The 23,158-nt window shown below is 71.4% G+C and carries 20 protein-coding genes; 18 read left to right on the forward strand and 2 right to left on the reverse strand.

Annotated elements, in window-relative coordinates:
• From ACWEPL_RS39660 to ACWEPL_RS39690, 7 genes are read left to right on the forward strand one after another with little or no spacing between them, the layout of a single operon-like run.
• Entirely contained in the window at positions 1 to 1,602 is a 1,602-nt protein-coding gene (locus ACWEPL_RS39660) for a thiamine pyrophosphate-binding protein (RefSeq protein ID WP_452439185.1), read from the forward strand.
• Between the two features lie 10 nt (positions 1,603 to 1,612).
• Entirely contained in the window at positions 1,613 to 4,009 is a 2,397-nt protein-coding gene (locus ACWEPL_RS39665) for an AGE family epimerase/isomerase (RefSeq protein ID WP_452439186.1), read from the forward strand.
• A gap of 7 nt (positions 4,010 to 4,016) precedes the next feature.
• Positions 4,017 to 4,352 (forward strand): STAS domain-containing protein, encoded by a 336-nt coding sequence (locus ACWEPL_RS39670; RefSeq protein ID WP_355191502.1) that lies wholly within the window; start codon positions 4,017 to 4,019, stop codon positions 4,350 to 4,352.
• Positions 4,349 to 6,364, forward strand: a complete 2,016-nt coding sequence (locus ACWEPL_RS39675) for a glycogen debranching protein (RefSeq protein WP_363963437.1) — start codon at positions 4,349 to 4,351, stop codon at positions 6,362 to 6,364. Before ACWEPL_RS39670 ends, ACWEPL_RS39675 begins: the two co-directional genes overlap by 4 nt.
• A 16-nt stretch (positions 6,365 to 6,380) precedes the next feature.
• Positions 6,381 to 6,686, forward strand: coding sequence for an STAS domain-containing protein (locus tag ACWEPL_RS39680; protein WP_350728893.1), 306 nt, complete (start codon positions 6,381 to 6,383; stop codon positions 6,684 to 6,686).
• Positions 6,686 to 7,144, forward strand: coding sequence for an ATP-binding protein (locus ACWEPL_RS39685; protein WP_363965023.1), 459 nt, complete (start codon positions 6,686 to 6,688; stop codon positions 7,142 to 7,144). Before ACWEPL_RS39680 ends, ACWEPL_RS39685 begins: the two co-directional genes overlap by 1 nt.
• Positions 7,110 to 8,339, forward strand: a complete 1,230-nt coding sequence (locus ACWEPL_RS39690) for a PP2C family protein-serine/threonine phosphatase (RefSeq protein WP_363963434.1) — start codon at positions 7,110 to 7,112, stop codon at positions 8,337 to 8,339. The genes ACWEPL_RS39685 and ACWEPL_RS39690 overlap by 35 nt, the downstream gene beginning before the upstream one ends.
• A 44-nt stretch (positions 8,340 to 8,383) precedes the next feature.
• Here the strand turns inward: ACWEPL_RS39690 and ACWEPL_RS39695 are convergent, their stop codons facing one another.
• Positions 8,384 to 9,712 carry a hypothetical protein gene (locus ACWEPL_RS39695; protein ID WP_452439187.1) on the reverse strand — a complete coding sequence of 443 codons (1,329 nt, stop codon included), beginning with the start codon at positions 9,710 to 9,712 and terminating at the stop codon, positions 8,384 to 8,386.
• A 173-nt stretch (positions 9,713 to 9,885) separates the two neighbouring features.
• On the opposite strand from ACWEPL_RS39695, the gene ACWEPL_RS39700 reads away from it, so the two are divergent.
• From ACWEPL_RS39700 to ACWEPL_RS39710, 3 genes are all read left to right on the forward strand, one after another.
• Entirely contained in the window at positions 9,886 to 10,692 is an 807-nt protein-coding gene (locus ACWEPL_RS39700; protein ID WP_355191496.1) for a helix-turn-helix transcriptional regulator, read from the forward strand.
• Between the two features lie 152 nt (positions 10,693 to 10,844).
• Entirely contained in the window at positions 10,845 to 13,835 is a 2,991-nt protein-coding gene (locus ACWEPL_RS39705; protein WP_452439188.1) for a type I polyketide synthase, read from the forward strand.
• A gap of 134 nt (positions 13,836 to 13,969) precedes the next feature.
• Complete coding sequence (locus ACWEPL_RS39710) at positions 13,970 to 14,908, forward strand: hypothetical protein (protein WP_363963428.1); 939 nt, start codon at positions 13,970 to 13,972, stop codon at positions 14,906 to 14,908.
• Here ACWEPL_RS39710 and ACWEPL_RS39715 read toward each other — a convergent pair.
• Complete coding sequence (locus tag ACWEPL_RS39715) at positions 14,869 to 16,158, reverse strand: sugar phosphate nucleotidyltransferase (protein WP_449903866.1); 1,290 nt, start codon at positions 16,156 to 16,158, stop codon at positions 14,869 to 14,871. The genes ACWEPL_RS39710 and ACWEPL_RS39715 overlap by 40 nt on opposite strands.
• Positions 16,159 to 16,360: 202 nt before the next feature.
• On the opposite strand from ACWEPL_RS39715, the gene ACWEPL_RS39720 reads away from it, so the two are divergent.
• From ACWEPL_RS39720 to ACWEPL_RS39755, 8 genes are all read left to right on the forward strand, one after another.
• The gene (locus ACWEPL_RS39720) at positions 16,361 to 17,359 is read left to right on the forward strand and encodes an alcohol dehydrogenase catalytic domain-containing protein (protein WP_363963424.1); all 999 of its coding nucleotides are present in this window, start codon (positions 16,361 to 16,363) and stop codon (positions 17,357 to 17,359) included.
• Positions 17,360 to 17,372: 13 nt separating this feature from the next.
• Positions 17,373 to 18,656, forward strand: a complete 1,284-nt coding sequence (locus ACWEPL_RS39725) for a ferritin-like domain-containing protein (protein WP_363963422.1) — start codon at positions 17,373 to 17,375, stop codon at positions 18,654 to 18,656.
• 106 nt (positions 18,657 to 18,762) lie between these two features.
• The gene (locus tag ACWEPL_RS39730; RefSeq protein WP_452439189.1) at positions 18,763 to 19,422 is read left to right on the forward strand and encodes a hypothetical protein; all 660 of its coding nucleotides are present in this window, start codon (positions 18,763 to 18,765) and stop codon (positions 19,420 to 19,422) included.
• Positions 19,419 to 20,528, forward strand: a complete 1,110-nt coding sequence (locus tag ACWEPL_RS39735; protein WP_452439190.1) for an NAD(P)-dependent alcohol dehydrogenase — start codon at positions 19,419 to 19,421, stop codon at positions 20,526 to 20,528. Before ACWEPL_RS39730 ends, ACWEPL_RS39735 begins: the two co-directional genes overlap by 4 nt.
• Before the next feature lie 19 nt (positions 20,529 to 20,547).
• Entirely contained in the window at positions 20,548 to 21,543 is a 996-nt protein-coding gene (locus tag ACWEPL_RS39740) for an alpha/beta fold hydrolase (protein WP_363963418.1), read from the forward strand.
• Between the two features lie 2 nt (positions 21,544 to 21,545).
• Entirely contained in the window at positions 21,546 to 21,923 is a 378-nt protein-coding gene (locus tag ACWEPL_RS39745; RefSeq protein ID WP_452439191.1) for a Nif11-like leader peptide family natural product precursor, read from the forward strand.
• A complete protein-coding gene (locus ACWEPL_RS39750; protein ID WP_363963414.1) occupies positions 21,920 to 22,240 on the forward strand; it encodes a Nif11 family protein in 321 nt (106 codons plus the stop codon). The genes ACWEPL_RS39745 and ACWEPL_RS39750 overlap by 4 nt, the downstream gene beginning before the upstream one ends.
• A partial coding sequence (locus ACWEPL_RS39755; RefSeq protein WP_452439192.1) for an alpha/beta fold hydrolase occupies positions 22,237 to 23,158 on the forward strand: 922 nt, incomplete at its 3' end. The genes ACWEPL_RS39750 and ACWEPL_RS39755, both read left to right, overlap by 4 nt.

Below are 23,158 nucleotides of genomic sequence, written 5' to 3' on the forward strand. Positions count from 1 at the left end.
ATGGCGACCCGTCCCGCCAAAGAGGCGATCTTCGAGCAGTTCGCGGCCGACGGCATCTCGGTGATGTTCGGCAACCCGGGGACCGTGGAGCAGGGGTTCCTGGACGTGCTGGAGGAGACGCCGGGCTTCCAGTACGTGCTGGCGCTGCAGGAGTCGGCGGCGCTCGGCATCGCCGACGGCTACGCCCGCGCCACCGGCGGGCCCGCGCTGGTCCAGCTGCACAGCGGGGTCGGCCTCGGCAACGGGGTCGGCCTGCTCTACCAGGCCAAGCGCGGCCACTCGCCGCTGGTGGTGATCGCCGGCGAGGCAGGGGTGCGGTACGAGGCCCTGGACGGCCAGATGGCGGTGGACCTGGTGGCGATGGCCCGGCCGGTGACCAAGTACGCGACCAGGGTGACCCACCCGGGCTCGGTACTGAGGGTGCTGCGGCGCGCGGTCAAGATCGCGATGACGCCGCCGCGCGGGCCCGTCTTCGTGGCACTGCCGATGGACGTGCTCGACGAGGACACCGACGAGCCCGCCGTGGCCAGCACGATCCCCAGCCGGGCGACGGTGCCCGTGCCTGAGGAGCTGGAGCGGGCCGCGGCGGTGCTGCGCGCCGCCCGGCGGCCCGTGGTGCTGGCCGGGGACGGGGTCTCGGTGTCCGGCGCGCAGGAGGAGCTGGCCAGGGTGGCGGAGGCGCTCGGCGCCCCGGTGTGGACGGTGAACTCCTCGGAGCTGACCATCGACACCACCCACCCGCTGCACCGGGGCGACCTCGGGCACATGTTCGGCGAGCACAGCGCCGCCGCGCTGGCCGGGGCCGACGCCGCGCTCGTCGTCGGGACGTACCTCTTCCCCGAGGTGTTCCCGCTGCTGACCAGCCCCTTCCCGGAGGCGGCGAAGATCGTCCACATCGACCTGGACGACTACGAGATCGCCAAGAACCTGCCGGCCGACGTCGCCCTCGTCGCCGATCCCAAGCCGACCCTGGCGGCGCTGGCCCGCCTGCTCGGCCCCGCCCGCCCCGAGTCCACCCTCGAGTCGGCCCGCGAGCCGGCCGAGGTGTACGGCGAGACCATGATGGACCTGTTCGCCGGCGAGCTGGCCGCCCGGGCCGGTGACAGGCTGGTGGTCTTCGACGAGGCGCTGACCTCCGCCCCCGCGCTGCTCAGGCGGCTCCCGCCGCGCCGGCCCGGCACCTACTTCCAGACCAGGGGCGGCTCGCTCGGCGTCGGCATCCCCGGCGCGATCGGGATCAAGCTGGCCCGCCCCGAGGACGAGGTGGTGGCCTTCACCGGCGACGGCGGCAGCATGTACACCATCCAGGCCCTCTGGACCGCCGTCCGGTACGGCGTGGCCGCCCGCTTCGTGATCTGCGACAACCGCCGTTACCAGCTGCTCGACGACAACCTCGAACAGTACTGGCGCGAGCGCGGCATCGCCGCGCACCCCCACCCCCAGGGCTTCGACCTGTCCCATCCCCAGATCGACTTCGTGAAGCTGGCCGCGAGCCTGGGTGTCCCCGGCGTCAAGGTGAGCAAGCCCGCCCAGGTGGAGGCGGCGGTCCAGCGGATGCTGGCGACGCCGGGGCCGTTCCTCGTCGATCTGATTACCACCTGAGAGGTACACCGTGCGTGAGAAGCGATTGGCCGGGCGCACCGTCGCGATCCTCATGGAGAGCGACTACGTCGAGCAGGAGCTCCACTACTACCAGCGGCGTTTCACCGAGGAGGGGGCGCGGGTCGAGTTCCTCACGCGGTTGTGGGGACAGGACTCGCTGACCTTCCACGGCCATGAGTTCAAGGAGCCGTTCACGGTGAGCGGCGACCTGGAGAGCGCCGACCTGAGCCGGATCGACGTGCTGATCGTGCCGTCCGGCATGGTCTCGGACCGGCTGCGCTACACCGAGGACGTCCACGAGCTCGCCCCCGCCGTACGGCTGCTGAAGGAGGCCTTCGACGACCACCGGATCGTCAAGGGCATCATCTGCCACGGCCTCTGGCTGGCGGCGCCCATCGCCGAGGCGGTCAAGGGCCGCCGCGTGACGTGTCACAACAACCTGGTCGGCGACGTGCGCAACATGGGCGCCGTCTACACCGACCAGGACGTCGTGGTGGACCGCGACCTGGTGACCGGCCGGACGGCCGAGCACTGCGCCGCCTTCGCCCGCATGATCATCGACCTGGTGGCCGCCGACCGCGGCTCCGAGACGGTCTACCGGCCCGACTTCACCTTCTCCGACCTGGTGGCCGGCTACGTCACCGGCTTCGAGCACGGCGAGATCAGCCTGCGCACCAACGACGGGCGGCCGGTGCGGGTGCGCCTGACCGGCACCACCTCCGCCGAGTTCGTGCGCAACCTCTCGGAGCCGTATCTCGACGCCTCGGCGCACCTGGAGCAGCTGCTCACCCCGGGCACCTACGTGTTCGTCAAGGGGATCTTCTACCACGAGAACGGCGCCTACACGATCGAGGCCAAGACGCTGATCTTCCTGGGCAGGCAGCCGGGCCAGTACGCCTTCGAGCAGCCCGACTGGTGGGTCAAGCAGATCCGCGAGCTGGGCAGGTTCTACCGCAAGGCGCAGTTCGGGGCCGACGGCCCGATCGACTACTCCGCCTACCGGACCATGCTGCGGCTGGGCGGCGAGAAGGCCGGCCAGGACGTGCAGGAGACCGACACGATCTCCCGGATGATCTACGGGATGTCCTCGGCCTACATGCTCACGGGCGAGGAGGACTTCCTGGAGGTGGCCGAGCAGGGCACCGCCTACCTGCGCGAGCACATGCGCTTCGTGGACCGCGACGAGGACGTCGTGTACTGGTACCACGGCATCGACGTGCGCGACGGGGTCGAGCGCAAGCTGTTCACCTCCGAGTTCGGCGACGACTACGACGCGATCCCGATGTACGAGCAGATCTACGCCCTGGCCGGCCCGACCCAGCTCTACCGGCTCACCGGGGACCCGCGCATCGCCTCCGACATCGACGGCACGCTGCGGCTGTTCAAGAAGTTCTTCCACGACCCCGAGCGGGGCGGCTACTACTCGCACATCGACCCGATCCTGCTCAGCCCGCACCACGAGTCGCTGGGCCCGAACCGGTCGAGGAAGAACTGGAACTCCGTCGGCGACCACGCCCCCGCCTACCTCATCAACCTGTTCCTGGCCACCGGCGACGAGCGGCACGCCGACATGCTCGAGGAGACGTTCGACCTCATCGCCAAGCACATGCCCAGGAAGGACAGCCCGTACGTCCAGGAGCGCTTCCACGCCGACTGGACGCCGGACACCACCTGGCACTGGCAGCAGGACCGGGCGGTCGTCGGGCACAACCTCAAGATCGCCTGGAACCTCATGCGGATGATGTCGATCCGGCCCAAGGACGGCTACCGGACGCTGGCGACCGAGATCGGCGAGAAGATGCCGGGCTTCGGCAGCGACCCGCAGCGCGGCGGCTGGTACGACGTGGTCGAGCGCAGGCTCGCCCCCGGCCAGCACGTCCACCGGTTCGTCTGGCACGACAGGAAGGCCTGGTGGCAGCAGGAGCAGGCGATCCTCGCCTACCAGATCCTGGCGGGGCTGGTGGGCGAGGAGGAGTTCACGCGCAGGGCGCGGGAGTCGGCCGCCTTCTACAGCGCCTTCTTCCTCGACCACGACGAGGGCGGGATCTACTTCAACGTGCTCGCCGACGGCCACCCGTACCTGCTCGGCAACGAGCGGTTCAAGGGCAGCCACTCGATGAGCATGTGCCACGCGGCCGAGCTGTGCTTCCTGGCGACCGTCTACCAGCGGCTGCTGATCGACAAGGAGCCGTTGACGCTGTGGTTCCGGCCGCGGCCCGACGGGTTCACCGACCGCGTCCTGCGGGTGGCGCCCGACGCGCTGCCGCCCGGCCGGGTCCGGCTGGAGTGGGTGGAGGTGGACGGCTCGCCGTACCAGCTCTTCGACGCCGCGGCGATGACGGTGAAGCTGCCCGACTCCGCCTCGCCGATGACGGTGCGCGCCCATCTCGCGCCCGTGGAGGAGTGACATGGCCATGCGACTGCGGAAAGAGCTGCGCGGCGGGGTGACCGTCATCAGCCTGGACGGCCAGCTGGACAGCGAGACCTCGCCCCAGGTCCAGCAGGACCTGCGGGCGCTCCTCCCCGAGGACGGGCTGGTGGTCCTGGACCTGTCCCGGACCCTGTACATGTCGAGCGCGGGGCTGCGGGTGCTCCTGCTGGTCTACCGGCAGGCCCAGCACGGCACGGTACGCCTCGCGCTGACGGGCCTGTCCCCCGACGTGCGCGCGATCATGGAGGCGACCGGCTTCCTCGGGTTCTTCACCGTGGTCGAGTCGGTGGAGCAGGGCGTGGAGGCGTTGACTGTATGACCATCCTGGAGCCGATCGACGCTTACCCCACGCAGCGGATCGCCGGATACCCCGTGCGCGCTGGGCGGTCGCTGCCGTTCGGCGCCACGCGGGTGCCCGGGGGCGTCAACTTCTCGGTCTACTCCAACCACGCCACCTCGGTGACGCTGGTGCTCTATCGGGAGGGCGAGCCCGAGCCGATGGCCGAGCTGCCCTTCCCGGAGACGTTCCGGGTGGGCAGCGTCTACGCGATGACCGTGTTCGGCCTCGACGTCGAGCGCCTGGAGTACGGCTATCGCGTGGACGGCCCCCGCCGGCCGTGGGAGGGCCACCGCTTCGACCCGGACCTCGTGCTCAGCGACCCGTACGCCAGGATGCTGACCGGTCACGGCCCCTACCGGCACAGGTCGCGGGTGACGCTCGACGACTTCGACTGGGAGGACGACCGCCCGCCGCACCTGCCGCACGAGGACCTGGTGATCTACGAGCTGCACGTGCGCGGTTTCACCAGGCACGACTCCTCCGGGGTCGCGGCGCCCGGCACGTACGCGGGGCTCGTGGAGAAGATCCCGTACCTGCTGGAGCTGGGGGTCAACTGCGTCGAGCTGATGCCGGTGTTCGAGTTCGACGAGACCGACAACGTGTTCACCGGCGTCAACTACTGGGGGTACAGCCCCATCGGGTTCTTCGCCCCCAAGGCGTCCTACGCGGCCACCGGCCGGGACCACATGCAGGTCGACGAGTTCAAGCACATGGTCAAGGAGCTGCACCGGGCGGGCATCGAGGTGCTGCTCGACGTGGTGTTCAACCACACCGCGGAGGGCGACGAGCGCGGCCCGGCGATCAGCTTCAAGGGACTGGACAACGCCACCTACTACATGCTCACCCCCGACGGGCATTACTACAACTTCAGCGGCACGGGCAACACGCTCAACTGCAACCATCCGGTGGTGCGCGGGTTCGTGCTGGACTGCCTGCGCTACTGGGCCGCCGAGTGCCATGTGGACGGCTTCAGGTTCGACCTGGCGGCGATCCTCGGGCGGGGGTCCGACGGCGAGCTGCTGCACAACCCGCCGCTGCTGGAGTCGCTGGCGTACGACCCGATCCTGCGCGACCGCAAGCTGATCGCGGAGGCGTGGGACGCCGCCGGGCTCTACCAGGTGGGCAGCTTCCCCCACTACAGCCGCTGGTCGGAGTGGAACGGCCGCTACCGCGACACGGTGCGCAGGTACGTCAAGGGCGATATCGGCGTCACCGGGGAGCTGGCCACCCGCATGGTCGGCTCGCCCGACATGTACAGCCGGAGGGGCGCCGCGGCCACGGTCAACTTCGTCACCTCACACGACGGGTTCACGCTGCGGGACCTGGTCTCGTACGACCACAAGCACAACGAGGGCAACGGCGAGGGCAACAGGGACGGCGACGACGCCAACAACTCCTGGAACTGCGGGCACGAGGGTGTGACCGACGACCCGGCGGTGCTGGCGCTCCGCGCCCGGCAGCAGCGCAACGCGCTGCTGCTCCTGCTGGCCAGCCGGGGCGTGCCGATGCTGCTGGCCGGCGACGAGCTCGGCCGCACGCAGCTCGGCAACAACAACGCCTACTGCCACGACGGGCCGGTCACGTGGCTCGACTGGGGGCTGCGGGAGGAGAACGCCGACCTGTTCCGCTTCACGCGGCACGCCATCGCCTTCCGGCGGGCGCACCCGGTGCTGAGGGGCGGCTCTCCCGGATCGGTCCACTGGCACGGCGTGAGCGCCTGGTCACCGGACTGGTCGGCGCACTCGCGGGTGCTGGCCGCGCTGTTCGACGGGGGCGGGAACGACTGCGTCTACGTCGCCGCCAACTCCCACTGGGAGTCGCACACGCTCGAACTGCCGCCCGCGCCGCGCGGGCAGGCCTGGCACCTGTTCGCCGACACCGCCGCCGCCCCGCCGATGGACGCCTTCGAGCCGGGCTCGGAACCGCCGCTGGCCAACCAGTCACAGTTGTCCATCGGCCCCAGAAGCGTCGCGATCTTGGTCACGCATTAGCGAAGGGAACCATGTCATGTCCTTCAGGATGAAGATGAGCGTGGAGGGTGACACCGCCACGATCCGGCTGGCCGGCGAGCTCGACGGCAGCTCCGCCCCCGAGCTCAACGAACTGGTGTCGCAGGCCGTGGGGCGGCAGGTGGGCAAGCTGGTGCTGCTCCTCGACGAGCTGACGTACATGTCGTCGGCGGGGGTGCGCTGCCTGGTGTTCGCGCACCAGAAGCTGCCGCGCGGCTCGGAGATCACCTTGGTGGGGACCAATCCGGAGGTGGCCGAGACGATCCGGCTCACCGGCTTCGACCGCAGCATCGTGATGCAGTGATGCTCGCCTGCCGGCTCAAGATCGATGTCCAGCACGTGTCCCTGCCGGGTGTGGTGGCCGATTTCATCGAGGCGCTGGCAGACGGGGCGGGGCTGACCTCCCGCCAGGCGTACTGGCTGCGCCTGGCGACGGACGAGATCACCACCAACATCGCCCAGCACGGCTACCGGGGCGGGGCCGGCGTCGTGGAGCTGTCCGGGGAGATCGAGGACGACCGGCTGCAGGTGAGCATCGAGGACGACGCTCCGCCGTTCGATCCCGCCGGATACGATCCCGCGCCTCGGCTGGCGCTGCCGCCCGCGCTGCGCGAGGAAGGCGGCTACGGGCTGCTCCTCGCCATGGGCAAGGTGGACGAGTTCCGCTACGAGTACGTCGGCGGACGCAACCGCAACACCCTGATCATGCGACTGCTTGGAGGCGCGAATGCCGACGGCTCTGGTGGTTGCCGAGCCCGCTAACCCCACGTCCACCGCGGTGCTCGAACTCGACGGGGCACTGCGCGAAGAGGGCTTCGACGTCCAGCTCGCCGTCCCGGACGACCTGGTCCTGCGCCACCCGCACCCCGATCTGCTGCTGATCTCGGCGGCGCTGGGGCTGCAGCGGATGGCGCTGGTCAGCCAGCGGTTCCTGGTCGACGGGCGGATGCCCACGATCGTGGCCTTCCCCGACGACGACATCGCCGCGCTGGAGGAGTGTGTGCGGGGCGGGTTCGACTACGTGACCCGCCCGTTCCTGCCCGGCCTGCTGCGCAGCAGGGCGAACTCCTGCTGGGAGCGCTATCAGCTCAGCACCACGGTGGAGGAGATGGCGGCGCTGGCCAGCCTGCGGGAGTACGAGCGCGAGCTGCGCATCGCCCGCGACATCCAGGCCGGGTTCCTGCCGGAGTCACTGCCGAGGCTGGACGGATGGGAGATCGCCGCCAGCTTCCGGCCGGCCCGGCAGGTGGCCGGCGACTTCTACGACGTGTTCACCCTCGTCAACGGGCGCAGGCTGGCGCTGGTGGTGGCCGACGTGTGCGACAAGGGCGTGGGGGCGGCGCTGTTCATGGCGCTGATCAGAACGCTGCTCCGGCACACGGCCGAGCACACCGGGTTCGTCCAGGACGTCAGCGACGACGCCGCCCTGGCTCTGGACGGCTCGCCGGGAGAGTCCGCGCTGCCCCTGCTGTCGCTGGGGGCGGGGCCGCTGATCCAGGCGGTGGTCGGGACCAACCGGTACATGGCCCGCAATCACATCAAGCAGGCGTATTTCGCGACGATGTTCTTCGGGGTGCTGGACCCGTACTCCGGGGACCTGGTCTACATCAACGGCGGGCACAATCCGCCCGTCGTGGTGCGGGCCGACGGCCGCCAGACGATGCTGCCGCCGACGGGGCCCGCGGTCGGGATCCTGGCCGACAGCTCCTACACCCTGGGTCACGTGCAGCTGGGGCCCGGCGACGCGCTGTTCGCCTACACCGACGGGGTGGTCGAGGCCAGGAACTCCGCCCACGGCCTGTTCGGCACCCCCCGCCTCCAGGAGGTGCTGGGCGGGGCCGGGGGGCACGCCTCCGGTCTGCTCGCGGCGGTCGACACCTCGGTGCGCACGTTCGTGGGAGCCGCCGAGCAGTCCGACGACATCACCACTCTGGCGCTGAGCAGGAACCCCTCCTGAGGGGACAGGCCCGGACCACGGCCGCGGCACGTGGTCCGGGCCTCTCATGCGGCGACCATCGACATGGCGACGGCGACGTCCCAGCCGGAGGCGGGCTCCCCGCCGTGGAAGCCCTCCGCCAGGAGCGTCGCCTCATCCGCCCGCCCGGCCAGCAGCAGCGCGTCGATCAGGTACGCCGTCAGATGCGCCGCCAGCCAGGGCGGCCCCGCCTCCGTTCCTCCGGCGGTGAGCGCGAGCGCGCGCCGCAGGTGGAAGACCGCCTCCTCGGGCCGGGTCCGCAGGCGGGCCATGGCCTGCGCCGCGTGGACGAACAGGGCGGTCTCCCTGTCGGTACGCGTGATCGTGCCGACGTCGTCGGCGGAGCGGCCGTTCAACGCCATGATCCAGGCCCGGTAGGCGAGCAGCAGCGGCCGCTGCGCCGGCCCGGCGGCCACCGCCGCGCGCAGCAGGAACTCGGCGGCGGCCTCCGGCCGGCCCTGCCCGCAGGCCAGGTTGACCGCTCGGGCGAGCGCCAGATGCGGCGTGCTCTCCACCATCCCCTCGGGCAGCGAGTCCAGGAACGACGTGCTGTCGCGCCCCCTGCCGCGCAGCAGCAGCAGGTGCGCCAGCGGCACCGAGACGGTGTGCCCCTCGCCGCACCACGCCGCCGCCTTGCACAGCTCGAAGGCCCGGTCGAAGGCCAGCGCCGCCCACGCGTCCCAGGTGGCCTTCACCAGGTGCGGGGTGGCCGCGGACGGATCCATCGGCGGCAGCCACTCGGTGGCGCACTGGAACTCCCACCCGGCGGCGCCCCGGGTCAGGCGTTCGGTGAGCCGGCGCCCGACCAGGAAGTCGTGCAGCAGGCGGGGGTTGCCGCCGGTCGCCGAGTGCAGGGCGCCGGCGGTGGCCTGCCGTACGTGGCCGCCGGCCAGCTCGGCCAGCAGGGCGGCCACCTCCTCGACCGCGAGCGGCGGCACGTCGACCGTGTACGCGCCCGGCTCGAAGCGCAGGCAGTCCACCGGATCGGGGCGCCGCGCCGCGGGCCCGGACAGCGTCGTGACCAGCACCCTGGCCCCCGGGCTCCCGCCCGCGGCCGTGCGCAGCGCCCTCAGGCTCTCGTCATCGCTCACCTGCGCGTCGTCCATGACGAGCAGCAGCGGACGGCCCCCGGCGGCCGCCTCGACGCGGGCGGCGACCTCACCGGGACCGTCCGCGGCACGCAGCCGGACGATGTCGTAACGCGCCGCCTCGGACGATTCGAGCACGCGCTCCACCAGCCGGCTGCGGCCCGAGCCCGGCTCTCCGGCCAGGACAATCGGGCCTGCTCCGGCGGCCCCGAGGGCTGACCGAATCGCGGCGATCTGCTCGCTCCGGTCGATGAAATGCCACTTCATCTGGTTAATCCCCTCAATTGAATGGATTAAATTCATGCTTTGGGAACAATGCCGTAACGTCAATGCCGAAATGACGCAATCGGGCTAGAGGTGACAAATATTCCATGAGGCTTCTAGACTCAGCCTTGCGATCCTGATCTGCTGACGCGGTGGAGGCACTCACGGGGGGTTCTGTGTCAGGCGACGGCTGGAGCCGGCAGGAGCTCGCGCGATTCCTGCGCAGCAGGCGCGCACGGGTCACGCCGGGGCAGGTGGGCTTCCCCGAAGGGGGGCGCAGGACGAAGGGGCTGCGGCGGGAGGAGGTGGCGGTGCTCGCCGGCCTCAGCCCGACCTGGTACACGTACCTCGAGCAGGGGCGTGACATCAGGCCCTCCATCCAGGTGCTCGACAGCCTGGCCCGGGTGCTCGACCTCAGCGAGGACGAGCGCCGCTACATGCACACGCTGGTGCACGGCCAGGTCACCAACCCGCAGCCGCTCGAGGGGCAGACGTGGTCGGGCGACGTGATGGGCCCGCTGGTGAGCCTCATGAGCGCCAGCGCCTATCCGGTCTACGCCACCGACATCCACTGCGACCTGACCGCCTGGAACGACGCCGCCGCCGAGTGGTACGACGACTGGGGCAGCTACACGCCCGAGCACCGCAACATGCTGCGCTGGCTGCTGGTCTCGCCCACGGCGAAGGAGCGGCTGCCCGACTGGGAGCGCGTCACCTGCGACGTCATCGCCCGGTGGCGCTCCGAGCTGGCCAGGTGGCCGCACGACGAGCGGCTGACCGCGAAGATCGCCGAGTTCTCCCAGCTGAGCCCGCTGTTCGCCGGCCTGTGGCGCAAGCACGAGGTGCAGGAGCACCGCAGCCTCACGCGCCGGTTCCGGCATCCTCGGCTGGGCCTGCAGACCCTGCGCATGGCGCTGATGATCACCCCGGACGAGCCGCTGGTCGGGCTCGTGATCCATTTTCCGATGCACGCGGGCGAATAACGCGGTTTTCACCGCCCCGGTATTTCGTCATCTGTTAATTGACACCTACGTGGGCGAGCCGGACCTTAGGTGATGTCGTTCGGCCAACCAACAAGGGCGCCCGGGCATCGTCGAATTCACGATGACCCGGGCGAGAACGGGAACGGGGCCCCATGTACAACAACAGCGGGCGAGATCCCATCGCCATCGTCGGCGCCGCCTGCCGGCTGCCCGGTGCGCAGAGCCCGGCCGACCTCTGGCAGATCGTCAGCGGGGGCCGGGACATGATCGGCGTGATCCCTCCGGAAAGATTCGACATCGAAACGACCTCCGGCCGCCGCCGGCCCGATGTGCTGCGGGGCGCGGGCGGCTACCTGGACGACATCACCGGGTTCGACGCGCGCTTCTTCGGCGTCACGCCGTTCGAGGCCCTGCGGATGGACCCGCAGCAGCGGTTGCTGATGGAGGTCACCTGGGAGGCGCTCGACGACGCGGGCATCCCGGCCGAGAGCCTGGCCGGGAGCGACACCGGCGTCTACACGAGCCTGCTGTCCTCGGGGTACTGGGACCTGCTGCGCCGCTCGGGCATGTACGACATGCACGCCGCGCTCGGGGCGGCCGTCAGCGGCATCTTCCCCGGCCGCGTCTCCACCCAGCTCGACCTGCGCGGTCCCAGCATGGGCGTGGAGGCGGCCTGCGCGACGTCGCTGCTGGCGGTGCACATGGCCTGCCGGGCGCTGTGGTCGGGCGAGATCGACCTGGCCATCGTCGGCGGCGCGAACCTGCAGATCGTGCCGGACCTGTATTTCGCGCTCGCGGACGCCGGCGTGCTGTCCAGCTCGGGCCGGTGCAAGTTCGGCGACGTGTCAGGGGACGGGTACGTGCGCAGCGAGGGCGTGGTGGCCCTGATACTCAAGCCGCTCTCGCGGGCCCTCGCGGACGGGGAGCACCCGTACGCGACGATCCTGGGCAGCGCCGCCACCCACGACGGCCGCACCGGCGGCTCACTCGTCTCCCCCGGGCTGGAGGGGCACGAGACGATGCTGCGCAAGGCCTATCTCGACGCCGGGGTCTCCCCCGGCGAGGTCGACTACGTCGAGGCCCACGGGCCCGGCACCCCCGCCGGCGATCCGACCGAGCTGGCCGCGCTGGACCTGGTCATGCGGGAGGGCCGGGACCCTGAGCGGCGCTGCCTGGTCGGCTCGCTCAAGTCCAACATCGGCCACACCGAGTTCACCTCGGGGATGGCGGGGCTGCTCAAGACGGCCCTGGCGCTGCGGCACCGGACCATACCCGCGACGCTGCACGTGGTGGAGCCGCACGCCGTCCTGCGGCAGCCGACCGCGGCCGTCGAGCTCGCGCTGCTCACCCAGGACTGGCCGGACCGGGGGACGCCGGGCCTGGCGGGCGTCAACTCCTTCGGCATGTCGGGGACCAACGTCCACCTCGTGCTCTCCGAGGCGCCGCAGGCGGCGCGTCCCCGGCTCGGCCAGGGCCGGCCCAGCTACGTCCTGCCCCTGTCGGCGCGGGATCCGAGGGCGCTCGACGAGCTCGCCGGCGCGTACGCCGAGATGCTCGACACGGTGGCAGACGGGACGGGGGCCGAGGGCGCGGGACCCGGCCTCCACGACGTGTGCTTCAGCGCGGGCGCCCGGCGCTCGCACCACGAGTACCGGCTGGCCGCGGTCGGCGACGACGCGCGCTCGCTGGCCGCGTCCCTGCGGGAGTTCCGCGCGAACGGGCGGGGTGACGGGCGGTCGGTGCACGCCGGCGAGCGCCGCGCGGCCCGGCGGCCGAAGGTGGTGTTCGTCTTCCCCGGCCAGGGCGGCCAGTGGGCGGGCATGGGCAGGCAGCTGCTGGCCGCCGAGCCGGCCTTCGCCCAGCGCCTGCACGAGTGCGCGCGGGCGGTGGCCGCCGAGCTCGGCTGGTCCCCCGTGGAGGTGCTGCTGCGCGGGGAGCGGCTGTCGCGCGTGGACGAGGTGCAGCCGACCCTGTGGGCGATGCAGGTGGCGCTGGCCGGCGTGTGGCGCGAGTGGGGCGTCGAGCCCGACCTGCTCATCGGCCACAGCATGGGCGAGATCGCCGCGGCGGTCACCGCGGGCGCGCTGAGCGTGGCCGACGGCGCGGCCGTGGTCGCCAGGAGGAGCCGGCTGCTGCGCGAGCTGCGCACGCCCGGCGCCATGTGGGCCGTGGCGCTCGGCGCGGAGGCGGCCCAGGAGGCGATCGGGGAGCACTCCGGCCAGGTGAGCGTGGGGGTGGTCAACAGCCGTCACTCCACGGTCCTGTCCGGCGACCCCGCGAGGCTGGAGCGGATCGTCGCGCCGCTGCGCCGCGACGGCGTCTTCTGCCGCCAGGTGGACGTGGACTACGCCTCGCACGCGCCGCAGGTGGAGCCGGTGCGCGAGGCGCTGCTGGAGGCGCTGTCGAGCGTCAAGCCCGGCCCCTGCGCCGTGCCCATCCACTCCAGCGCCCGGGACCGGGTCGTCGACGGCACGGAGCTGGACGCCGGTTACTGGTTCGAGAACCTGCGGCTGCCCGTGCGCTTCGCCGCCGCCTGCCAGGCCGCGCTCGCCGACGCCCGGCCCACCGTGTTCATCGAGATGAGCCCGCATCCGGTGCTGCAGACGGCGCTGGAGGAGGAGGTCGAGGCGGCGGGCGCGACCGCGAGCGTGGTGCCCTGCCTGCGGAGGGACGTGCCGGACGCGGCGGCCCTCAGCGCGGCGCTCGGCCAGGCGTACGTGCTGGGCTGCCGTCCCCGCTGGGACCGCGTCCACCCCGAGGGCGAGTACGTCCGGCTGCCCGGCTACCCCTGGCAGCGGCGGCGGTTCTGGCCCGGCTCGGCCACCTCCCCCATTCCTCCCGAGCCCGCCAGCGAACCGGCCCGCGAACCCGCGCCGGCCGGGCGCCCGGATCTGGCGGCCCTCTCGGAGACGGAGTTGACCGCCGTGGTGACCGACCTGGCGTCCCAGGTTCTCGCGGTGCCCGGACACGAGATCGGGATGGACGTGCCGCTCACCCTGCTGGGGCTGGACTCCGTGCTGGCGACCAGGTTCCGCGAGCGGGTGCGGCGCGAGCTGGGCGTGGATGTGCCGGTCCGCAGCCTGCTCGGCCCGGGCACGCTGCTCGACCTCACCACCGAATTACGCTCGGCGGCCACCGTGTGAGGCGCGGCCGCCGCTGTCGAGACGGGGCTCCGGGTCGTCCGGAGCCTCGTCTCCGCTCTTTTGAAGGTGGCATTCCGACTGCTAGCACTAACTAATTCTTGGGCATTCCAGTCAAGAGCCGGAAGGATACGGGCATGGTGACGACAGCCGTGTTGGGAACGCTGGCCGGCGCCGCGCTCGTGGCGGCGGTGTGGCTGAGCGTCGTGCTGACCGTGTTCACCCCCCGGGGCAGGCCGACCCGGCTGGTCCGCGGCGTCCTGCGGGCCTTCGCCGGCCCCATGCTCGCGATGGCCGGCCGGGTCCCGCCCGTCCTGCGGGAGCCGCTGCTCGACCTGTGCGGGCCGCTGGCCGTCGTCACGGTGGCCGCGATCTGGCTCGGCGTGTCCTCGGCGGGGTTCGCGCTGCTGGAGGGCACGCCGCTGCGCGAGGCCGAGTGGGCGTCCAGGCTGCTGATGGTGGCGGCCATCACGACGTACCTGGGGCATTTCCTGGCCGCCTACTCCCGGCGGGAACGGCTGGTGGCCAGGCTGGCCGGCAGCGTGTGCAACCCGCGCGACGCCGACACCATGCTCGCGTCCTACCTCAAGACCGGCTCGCGCGACCACCTCGACACCATGTTCGCCGAGTGGACGGTGTGGATGGCCGAGGTGGAGCACTCCCACCTCGCCCACCCGGCGCTCACGTTCCGCCGCCCCGCGGGCGACCTCGACTGGCTCAAGGCCGCGGTCATCGTCCTGGACGTGGCCGCACTCATCGAGGCGCTCGCGCCGAGCTGGGCTCCGGCGCACACGAAGGCCCTGCTCGCGACGGGGACGCGCTGCATGCACCGGCTGACCCACGGGCTGTGCATCACGCTGCCGCCCATCCCGGTCAGCCTGCAGGGGCGGGAGGAGCGCAACTTCTCCGACACGCTGCTGCTGGCCCACGAGGCGGGGCTGCCGGCCGAGCGCGACCCGATGGAGGCGTGGACCGTCTTCCAGGACCTGCGCACCGGGTACGCGCCGCACGCCTACGCCATCGAGACCCGGCTCCGTTACGACCGGGTCGAGGAGCCCGACGACGTCGGCGACTGACGCCCGCCGGAGTGCCCGGCCCCGGTCACGGTCTGTCCCGGATAGGCGATGACGCCGCTGAGACCGGCGCCCTCGGCGACGCGTACCTCGTGGCCGAGCGCGGTGAAGCCGTCGATGACGGCCGGGCGCTCCAGCGACGAGTCCACCCTCGCCATCACGCCCACGTACGCGTCGCTGAGCCGCGCGCCCGGCCCGATGATCGCGCCGTCCAGGCAGGCCACCCGTTCCAGGCGGCACCACGGGTGCAGGTCCGCCTCGTCTCCGACGTAGGAATCGCGCAGCACGACGCCGGGGCCGATCTCGACGTCCCGGCCGATCCACGCGCCGGGCCCCACGTGGACGAGCCCGGCGGCCAGCTTCTCCGCCAGCGTCAGCCCGCTGACCTCGTCGCGGCGCGCCAGCGAGGAGGGGTGGATCACGGGCCCGTCCGGCAGCCGCAGGCTCGGGTAGCCGCCGGCCAGGGCCTCGGCCATGGTGAGCAGGTAGTCGCGGGGGTTGCCCAGGTCGCCCACCTTGGCCAGGGGCGAGCACATGACCCGGTGGCCGCGCGACACCAGCCACGGCAGCAGGTCACCGCCCCAGTCGAGCCCCCGCCCGGCCAGCGCCGCCAGCTCGTCGGTGGCGCCCAGAGCGCGCAGCCTGGCGCAGTCCACCAGGTAGAGCCCGGCGTTGATGGGCACCCTGTCCAGGTCGGCGGTCACCGCCGCGATGGTCTCCAGGGGCGGCTTCTCGATGAACCGCTGGATCCGGCCGGCGCCGTCCGCGAGCACCAGCCCGTACGTGCCCGCCACCTCCGCCGCCGTCCGATGGACCAGGCCGACGGTCACCACCGCCCCGCTCGCCAGGTGGTCGCGCACCAGCGCCGCCAGGTCGAACTCGAACAGCGAGTCGGTCGGCAGCACCAGGGCGTGGCCGAGCAGGCCGTGCTCCTCGATCACGCTGAGCGTCGCCTGCCCGGAGCCGGTGTTGAACCGGTCCGTACGCGGCCGCGAATAGCGCACCGAGACCCCGAGCCGCTCGCCGTACCCCAGCGCCTCCTTGACCTGATAACGATTCTCCCGGCCGTTGGCCGCCACGTGGAAACTCGTTATCCCCTGGTCGCGGAGGCCCGCGACGAGCCATTCGATGACCGGCCGCCCGAGAAAAGGGACGGCGGCCTTGCTCCTTATGTGACCGGAACCTTCGAGGGTGAGCGGGCGGGCGCGGAGGCCGCGGCCGCCGGCCAGTGCGATGGCGGCAATAGAAGGCATGGCAACCTCCAAGGACAACGGGCGGTGACTTATTCGTACCATTCGCTCCGGGAATATGGCCCGTTTCGGCCGCCGAACGCCGGGATTTCGTCAGGTCCGCCTCTGACAAAAGCATCGTGGTTTCCGTTAAGTCAGGGTGCCGCCGGCGCGGGCCGGATATTTATCGTGGGCCTCCCTGACGTGTCTCGCCGAGGAGGAGACCGTGCGCGCAGCCGTCATCACGCAACTCAACTCCCCATGGGAGTTCCAGGACCTCGCCGATCCCGAGCCCGGGCCCGGCCAGGTCGTCGTACGCATCCAGGCGTGCGGCATGTGCTTCAGCGACGTACTGGTCCACCGCGGCCACTGGCCGGTGCGGCTGCCGATCGTGCCGGGGCACGAGCCGGTGGGCGAGGTGGTGGCGCTCGGCCCCGGCGCCACCACCCTGCGGGTGGGCGACCGGGTCGGCGTCTCGTGGATGCAGCGCGGCGAGGGGCGCTGTATCCAGTGCCAGAGCTGGCATCCGGTGGCCTGTGAGCACACCACGACCTGGATGGACATGGGCGGCGGCTACGCCGACCTGATGGTGGCCTGGGAGTCGGGGTGCACGCTGCTGCCCGACGGCCTGGACTACACCGACGCGGCGGTGGCCTTCTGCGCCGGCTTCACCTCGATGAGCGGCCTGCGCAACGCCGACCCCCGGCCGGGCGAGCGCGTCTGCGTGCTGGGCGTCGGCGGGCTCGGGCACATGGCGGTGCAGCTGGCCGCCGCCATCGGCCTGGAGACGGTCGTGCTCACCACCTCGCCCGACAAGGCGGAGTACGCCAAGGAACTGGGCGCGGCGGAGGGCGTCGTGGTCGGCGACGACCCCGGCAAGGCGCTGGCCGACGCCGGCGGCGCCGACATCATCCTGGCCACCACCACCTCGGCGGACCTGGTCGCCCGCGTGCTGTCCGGCCTGCGCTACGGCGGGCGGCTGGTCACGATGGGCGTCACCGGCCCGCTGAAGATCGACGACATGATGACGCTGCTGTTCAAGCAGTGCTCCATCAAGGGCAGCACCCACAACAACCGCTCCGACCTGGTCGAGGTGCTCACGCTGATGGCCGCGGGCAAGGTCAGGCCGCGCGTGGAGACCTACCCGTTCGCCGAGGTCAACGAGGTGCTCAAGCGGGTGGAGGCAGGCCAGGTGCGCTACCGCGCCGTACTCACCCCCAACTGAGGAGGATCCCCGCATGTCCGAGCCCCCGATCGTCATAGCGAACCGGGAGCACCTGTGGTGGCTGCTCAACGAGGCCTCACAGCTGGAACACATGATCTTGAGCCAGTACCTCTTCGCCGAGGCCAGCCTCAAGAACGGGACGGCGGACGGCCTGACGGCCGAGCAGGCGGACGCGGTCGCCCGCTGGCGCGGGGTCCTGCACTCCATCGCGGTCGAGGAGATGCTCCACCTGGCGCTGGTGTCCAACCTGCTGGCCGCCATCGGCGCGGCGCCGACCTTCACCCGCCCGAACTTCCCGCAGCGCTCGGGATACTTCCCGTCGGGCATCCAGCTCGATCTGCTGCCCTTCGGCGAGCAGGCGTTGCGCCACTTCCTGTACCTGGAGCGCCCCGAGGGCATGCAGTTGCAGGACGCCGAGGAGTTCGAGCCGGTGCCGCCCAGCCGCGTCCGGCTCGACCCCGCCGACCTCATGCCCAGGGGCCAGGAGTACGCGACGATCGGCCACCTGTACCGCGGGATCGAGGAAGGGCTGCGGGCGCTCTGCGCGGAGCTCGGGGAGCGCGCCGTGTTCGTCGGGTCCCCGCGCGCCCAGGCCACGCCGGAGCTGTTCCGCTGGCCCCAGCTCGTCGCGGTCACGGACCTGAAGTCCGCGTTCACCGCGATCGATCTCATCATCGAGCAGGGCGAGGGCGCGCGTGGCGACTGGCAGCAGGCCCACTACGGGCGCTTCCTCGCGGTGTGGCGGGAGTACGAGGAGCTGCGCGCGCTCGATCCGGGCTTCGACCCGGCGCGACCGGCGCTCGCCGCCTACCTCAAGCAGCCCTACGACATCGTGGAGCCCCAGCCGCTCATCACCGACCCCGGCACCCGCCGCACGGCCGAGCTGGCGGCGGTGGCCTACGAGCTGGTGCTGCACCTGCTGACCAGGTTCTTCACGCACACCGACGAGAGCGAGGAGCAGCTGGGCCTGCTCGTCGGCACGTCGATCAGCATGATGGCCGAGGTGCTGCGGCCGCTGTCCACCGCCATGACCACCATGCCCGTCGGCCCAGAGCACCCCGGCCGCACGGCGGGCTTCGCGTTCGAGATGTACTACGCCATGAGCAACTTCGTGCCCTGGCGCGAACCCTCCTGGGCGCTGCTGCACGAGCGCATGAGAGTGCTCGTGGAGCGCTGCAGGGCCGCCGAGAAGGCCGGCGGGCCGGCGTCCGCGGCCGCCGCGGCGGCCGGCGTCCGGGCGGCCGAACTGGCCGAGCGGGTGCGCGCGCACGTGCCGCCGGCACTGCTCCCGTCGTAGGACTTCACGAATTACCTCGCGCCGCCCGGCCGACTTGCCAATGTACGACCCGGCTCTTTGACGTCGGCCGGGCCGCCGGAAAAAGAATTGACTCATGCGAGGTGTGATGGAAACCAGCGCCGAATTCACGGTCGCCGAACTCTCCGGCCGATGGCGCAGCCCGGTCGCCGCCGAAGTATTCCCGGGAATATTCGGGGTGGACGACTTCTGGCTGCACAGTCCTTTCTGGGCCATTCATTTCAATGCCTACAAGGACCCCGGCTGCGACAGCCGGCTCTTCGAGCTCATCATCACGGGCATGTTCGAGCTCCTCGGTCCCAGCGAACAAACGCCCGGCGCGCGCGACGCCGATTTCTCCCGGACCAAGGTCTGCCTGCGCCTGTTCGACACCGGGCTCGTCGCCGGCGCCGACGAGGTGAAGGCGGGCGACGGCAACTGGCAGCCCGGCGAGTGGCAGGACGTCTCTCACGGCGGCTGCTCGATCCTGGACCTGCCGGGGGTGGACGAGTGCCCGCGGGAGTACGACCTGCTCGGCCTGGCCCGCTCGCACGGCCGGGACGAGGATCGGCTCTACTTCGGCCAGCGCCACCACGACGAGCTCGGCTCGATCTGGACCCGCCGGGCCCCCGGTCTGCTCGACTACTACGTGGTCCGCGTGGTCGGAGCTCCGCCCCAGGTCGGGGATGGCGCGGAGTGGGGGCCGGCGGAGTGGACCCACGTCACGAGCTCGTACACCCTCACCCCCGACGATCGGAGCCACTCGTGACCACCACCCAAGCCGCAGTCGTCGAATCGCCGGGAGCGGCGTTCACCCTCCGGGACGTCGAGCTGGACGCCCCGCGCCAGGGAGAGATCCTCGTCCGGATGAAGGCCGCCGGCATCTGCCACACCGACCTCACGGTGGCGGCGGGGCACATCCCGTTCCCGCTGCCGGGCGTGCTCGGGCACGAGGGAGCCGGGGTCGTGGAGGAGACGGGCCCAGGCGTGACCAAGGTCAAGCCGGGCGACCACGTCGTCCTCACGTTCACCTCGTGCGGGAGCTGCGCCTCCTGCCGGATCGGCCACCCCGCCTACTGCACCACGTGGATCCCGCAGAACCTCATCGGCGGCAAGCGGCCCGACGGCAGCTCTCCGATCAGCAGGGACGGCGTCGCGCTCGGCGGCCGGTTCTTCGGCCAGTCGTCGTTCGCCCGCCACTCCATCGCCGACGAGCGCAGCGTCGTCAAGGTCGACCCGGACCTGCCGTTCGAGCTGCTGGCCCCGCTGGCCTGCAGCGTCCAGACCGGCACCGGCGCGGTCTGGAACACGCTGCGCCCGGAGGCCGGCACGTCCATCGCGGTGATCGGCACGGGCGCGGTGGGCCTGGCCGCCATCATGGGCGCGGCGCTCACCCCGGTCAGCCAGATCATCGCCGTGGGCCGGCAGGCGGCGCAGCTCGAACTGGCCGCCAAGATCGGCGCCACCCACACCGTCGACTCGACCGGCCTCGACCTGGCCGACGAGCTGCGGAAGATCACCGGCGGCGCCGGCGTCGACTACGTGGTCGAGGCGGTGGGCAACCCCGACGTGCTGCGCGCCGGCATCGAGGCGCTCGCACCGCGCGGCGCGGTGGCCGTCGTGGGCGCTCCGCCGTACGGGGTGGAGGTCTCGGTCGACGTGCACCGGCTGCTGCCGGGGCGGCGGATCCTGGGCGTCTGCGAGGGCGACAGCGACCCCGACCGGCTCATCCCGCTGCTGGCGCGGCTGATCCGCGGCGGCCGGCTGCCCGTGCAGCCGCTCATCAAGGAGTACGACTTCGCCGACATCCAGGCCGCGGCGGACGACTTCAGGTCCGGCAAGAACATCAAGACGATTCTGCGGTTCGACTCGTGAACGACGTTTGGAGCCAGGAATGAACACCTTCGAGCTCGGCGACTTCCCGCTCACCTCGGGTGACACGCTGCCCGGCGCCCGGCTGGCGTACCAGACCTTCGGTGAGCTCAACCAGGCCAAGGACAACGTGGTCGTGTTCCCGACCTTCCTCGGCGCCCCCGCCGAGGTGCTCAACGGCTGGATCGGCGAGAACCGCGCGCTCGATCCCCGCACCCACTTCATCGTGCTGCCCGGCCACTTCGGCCTCCCGCCGTCCTCCGCGCCGAGCAACACCCCGTCGCGGCCCTTCCCGGTCGTCAGCATCGCCGATGACGTCATCGCCCAGCAGCGGCTGCTGGAGGAGGTCTTCGGCGTCCGCGAGATCCGGCTGGCGCTCGGCTGGTCGATCGGCGCGATCCAGGTGTACGAGTGGGCGCTGCGCTTCGGCGACCTCGTACGGAGCATCGCCCCCATCGCCGGGGCGCCCACCCCGCCGCCGTGGACCAAGCTCTGGCTGAAGACGGTGGTGGAGGAGCCCATCACCGCGGACCCCAACTACGCCGGAGGCGCCTACACGGACGCGGCGAGCGTCAGCGGCGGCCTGGCCCGGGTCGGGCACGGCTCGGCGCTGACCGCCCCGCCCCGCACGTTCTACTACGCCGGCGCCGACGTCTGGCGCACCCTGGGCTTCGACAGCGTGGACGCGTTCGTCGAGGGCTTCTGGGAGGGCTTCTGGCTCCCGCAGGACCCCAACGACGTGGTCACCCAGGCCCGCAAGGCCCGCGCCGCCTGGCCGGGAGCCGAGGGCGAGTCCCTGCGGGAGGTCCTGGGCCGGATCAAGGCCAAGACCACGATCGCCGGCTTCACCGGCGACGCGCTGTTCCCGCCGGACGAGCTCAGGCAGTACGCCGAGTGGATCCCCGGCGCGACGTTCCGCCAGATCGACAGCGTCTACGGCCATCTGGCCACGTTCGGGCTGGCCGAGCCGGACGTGAAGGCCATCGACGACGTCATCAGACACGCGCTGGAGAGCTAGCCGTGGCCGAGGCGGAGTTCGTCAGGTTCCTGGAGGCGGCCCGGTCGGATCCCGGTCTGCTGGCCCGTTACTCCCCCATGGACCTTCCCCGGGTCCTGTTCCACGCCCGCAACGACGGGTTCACCTTCACCGAGGACGACGCCGAGCGGGTCATCGGCCGGCTGGAGGCGGACGTCGTCATCCACAAGGACGGGGAGCCGTTCGACGGGAGCAGCACCCTGTGGCGGCACATGTGGGGCGCGCGTTACCTCGACTACCTGGTCGACCACGTGGTCGCCCGCTACTCCCGCGAGGAGCTGGCCGTGAACGAGCGAAGCGAGCGAACCAATCAACACAGCAAGCCGGCTTCGCTCACGGGGCCGCCGAAGGAGGCCCCGTGAGCGAAGCCAACGTCATCGGGTTCCTGCGCGGTCTGGCCGAGCGGCCGGACCTGGTCGACCGGCTCAAGGACAAGTCCAAGGACGAGGTCATCGCGGCCGCCGCCGCGGCCGGGCAGCCGTTCACCGCTCAGGAGTTCAACTCGTTGATCTGGGAGCTGGAGGGGCGGCTGGCGCACGAGCGCGGCGAGGAGTTCAACGAGCGGTTCCCGCTCTGGGGCCTGCTGTGGGGCCGGTACTACCTGGAGTTCCTCGTCTTCGACCTCGTCCCCAGCCTCGACGAGACCGGCCTGCTGGTCGGATTGGAGCACAAGTCATGATGCGAAACGCCCTCTACATCGGGCGCGAATGGAACGTCGAGCACAACCTGCGGGCGCCGGTGACCGGCGCCGAGCTCAGGTACACCGTGCTCGGCGAGGGCGAGCCCGTGCTGTGCATCCACGGCACCAGCATCGCCGACAGCCTCATCACCCCCATGCGGTTCTACCCGCCGCTGCTGCAGGACTACCAGCTCATCAGCTACTACCGGGCCGGCTACAACGGCAGCACGCTGGACAAGCCCGAGCTGAGCATCGAGGGCGGCGCGCAGCACGTCGCCGAGCTGCTCGACCACCTGGGCATCGAGAAGGCGCACATCATGGCCTTCTCGTTCGGCGGTGTGATCGCCTTCCAGTTCCTGCTGTCGTACCCGGAGCGGGCGCACAGCGCGATCCTGCTGGAGCCGTACCTGCCGCGTGAGGCGCCGGACGCGATCCAGGCCAACATCGACGCCTACATGAACGCGATGAAGCTGTACGAGACGGGCGACAAGCTCGGCGCGGCGCAGCTCTACATGGAGGCGGTGTGCGGGCCGAGCTTCCTGCCCGCGGTGGAGATGACCGGGCCGCTCGACGTGTGGGACCGCGTCGAGGCGTGCGTCGACACGACCTTCACCGTCGACTTCCCGGCGATCTCGCAGTGGGGCTTCAAGCCGTCTGAGGCCGACCGGCTGGTCACGCGGAAGCCGGACATGCCGGTGCTGGCGGTGATGGGCCTCGACAGCGAGTCGGCGATGCCCGGGTTCCGCGACGCGCAGAGCTTCCTCATGAACTGGCTGCCGCAGGCGGAGCGGTGCGGCATCCCCAACGCCACGCACGGGCTGCAGAGCATGAACCCGGTGGCCGTCGGCGAGGCCGCCCACACCTTCCTCTTCATCATGCACCTCCGTTGGTCCTCTCCCCTCAAGGGACGCTCTTCCC

The organism is Nonomuraea sp. NPDC004186 (assembly GCF_053603495.1).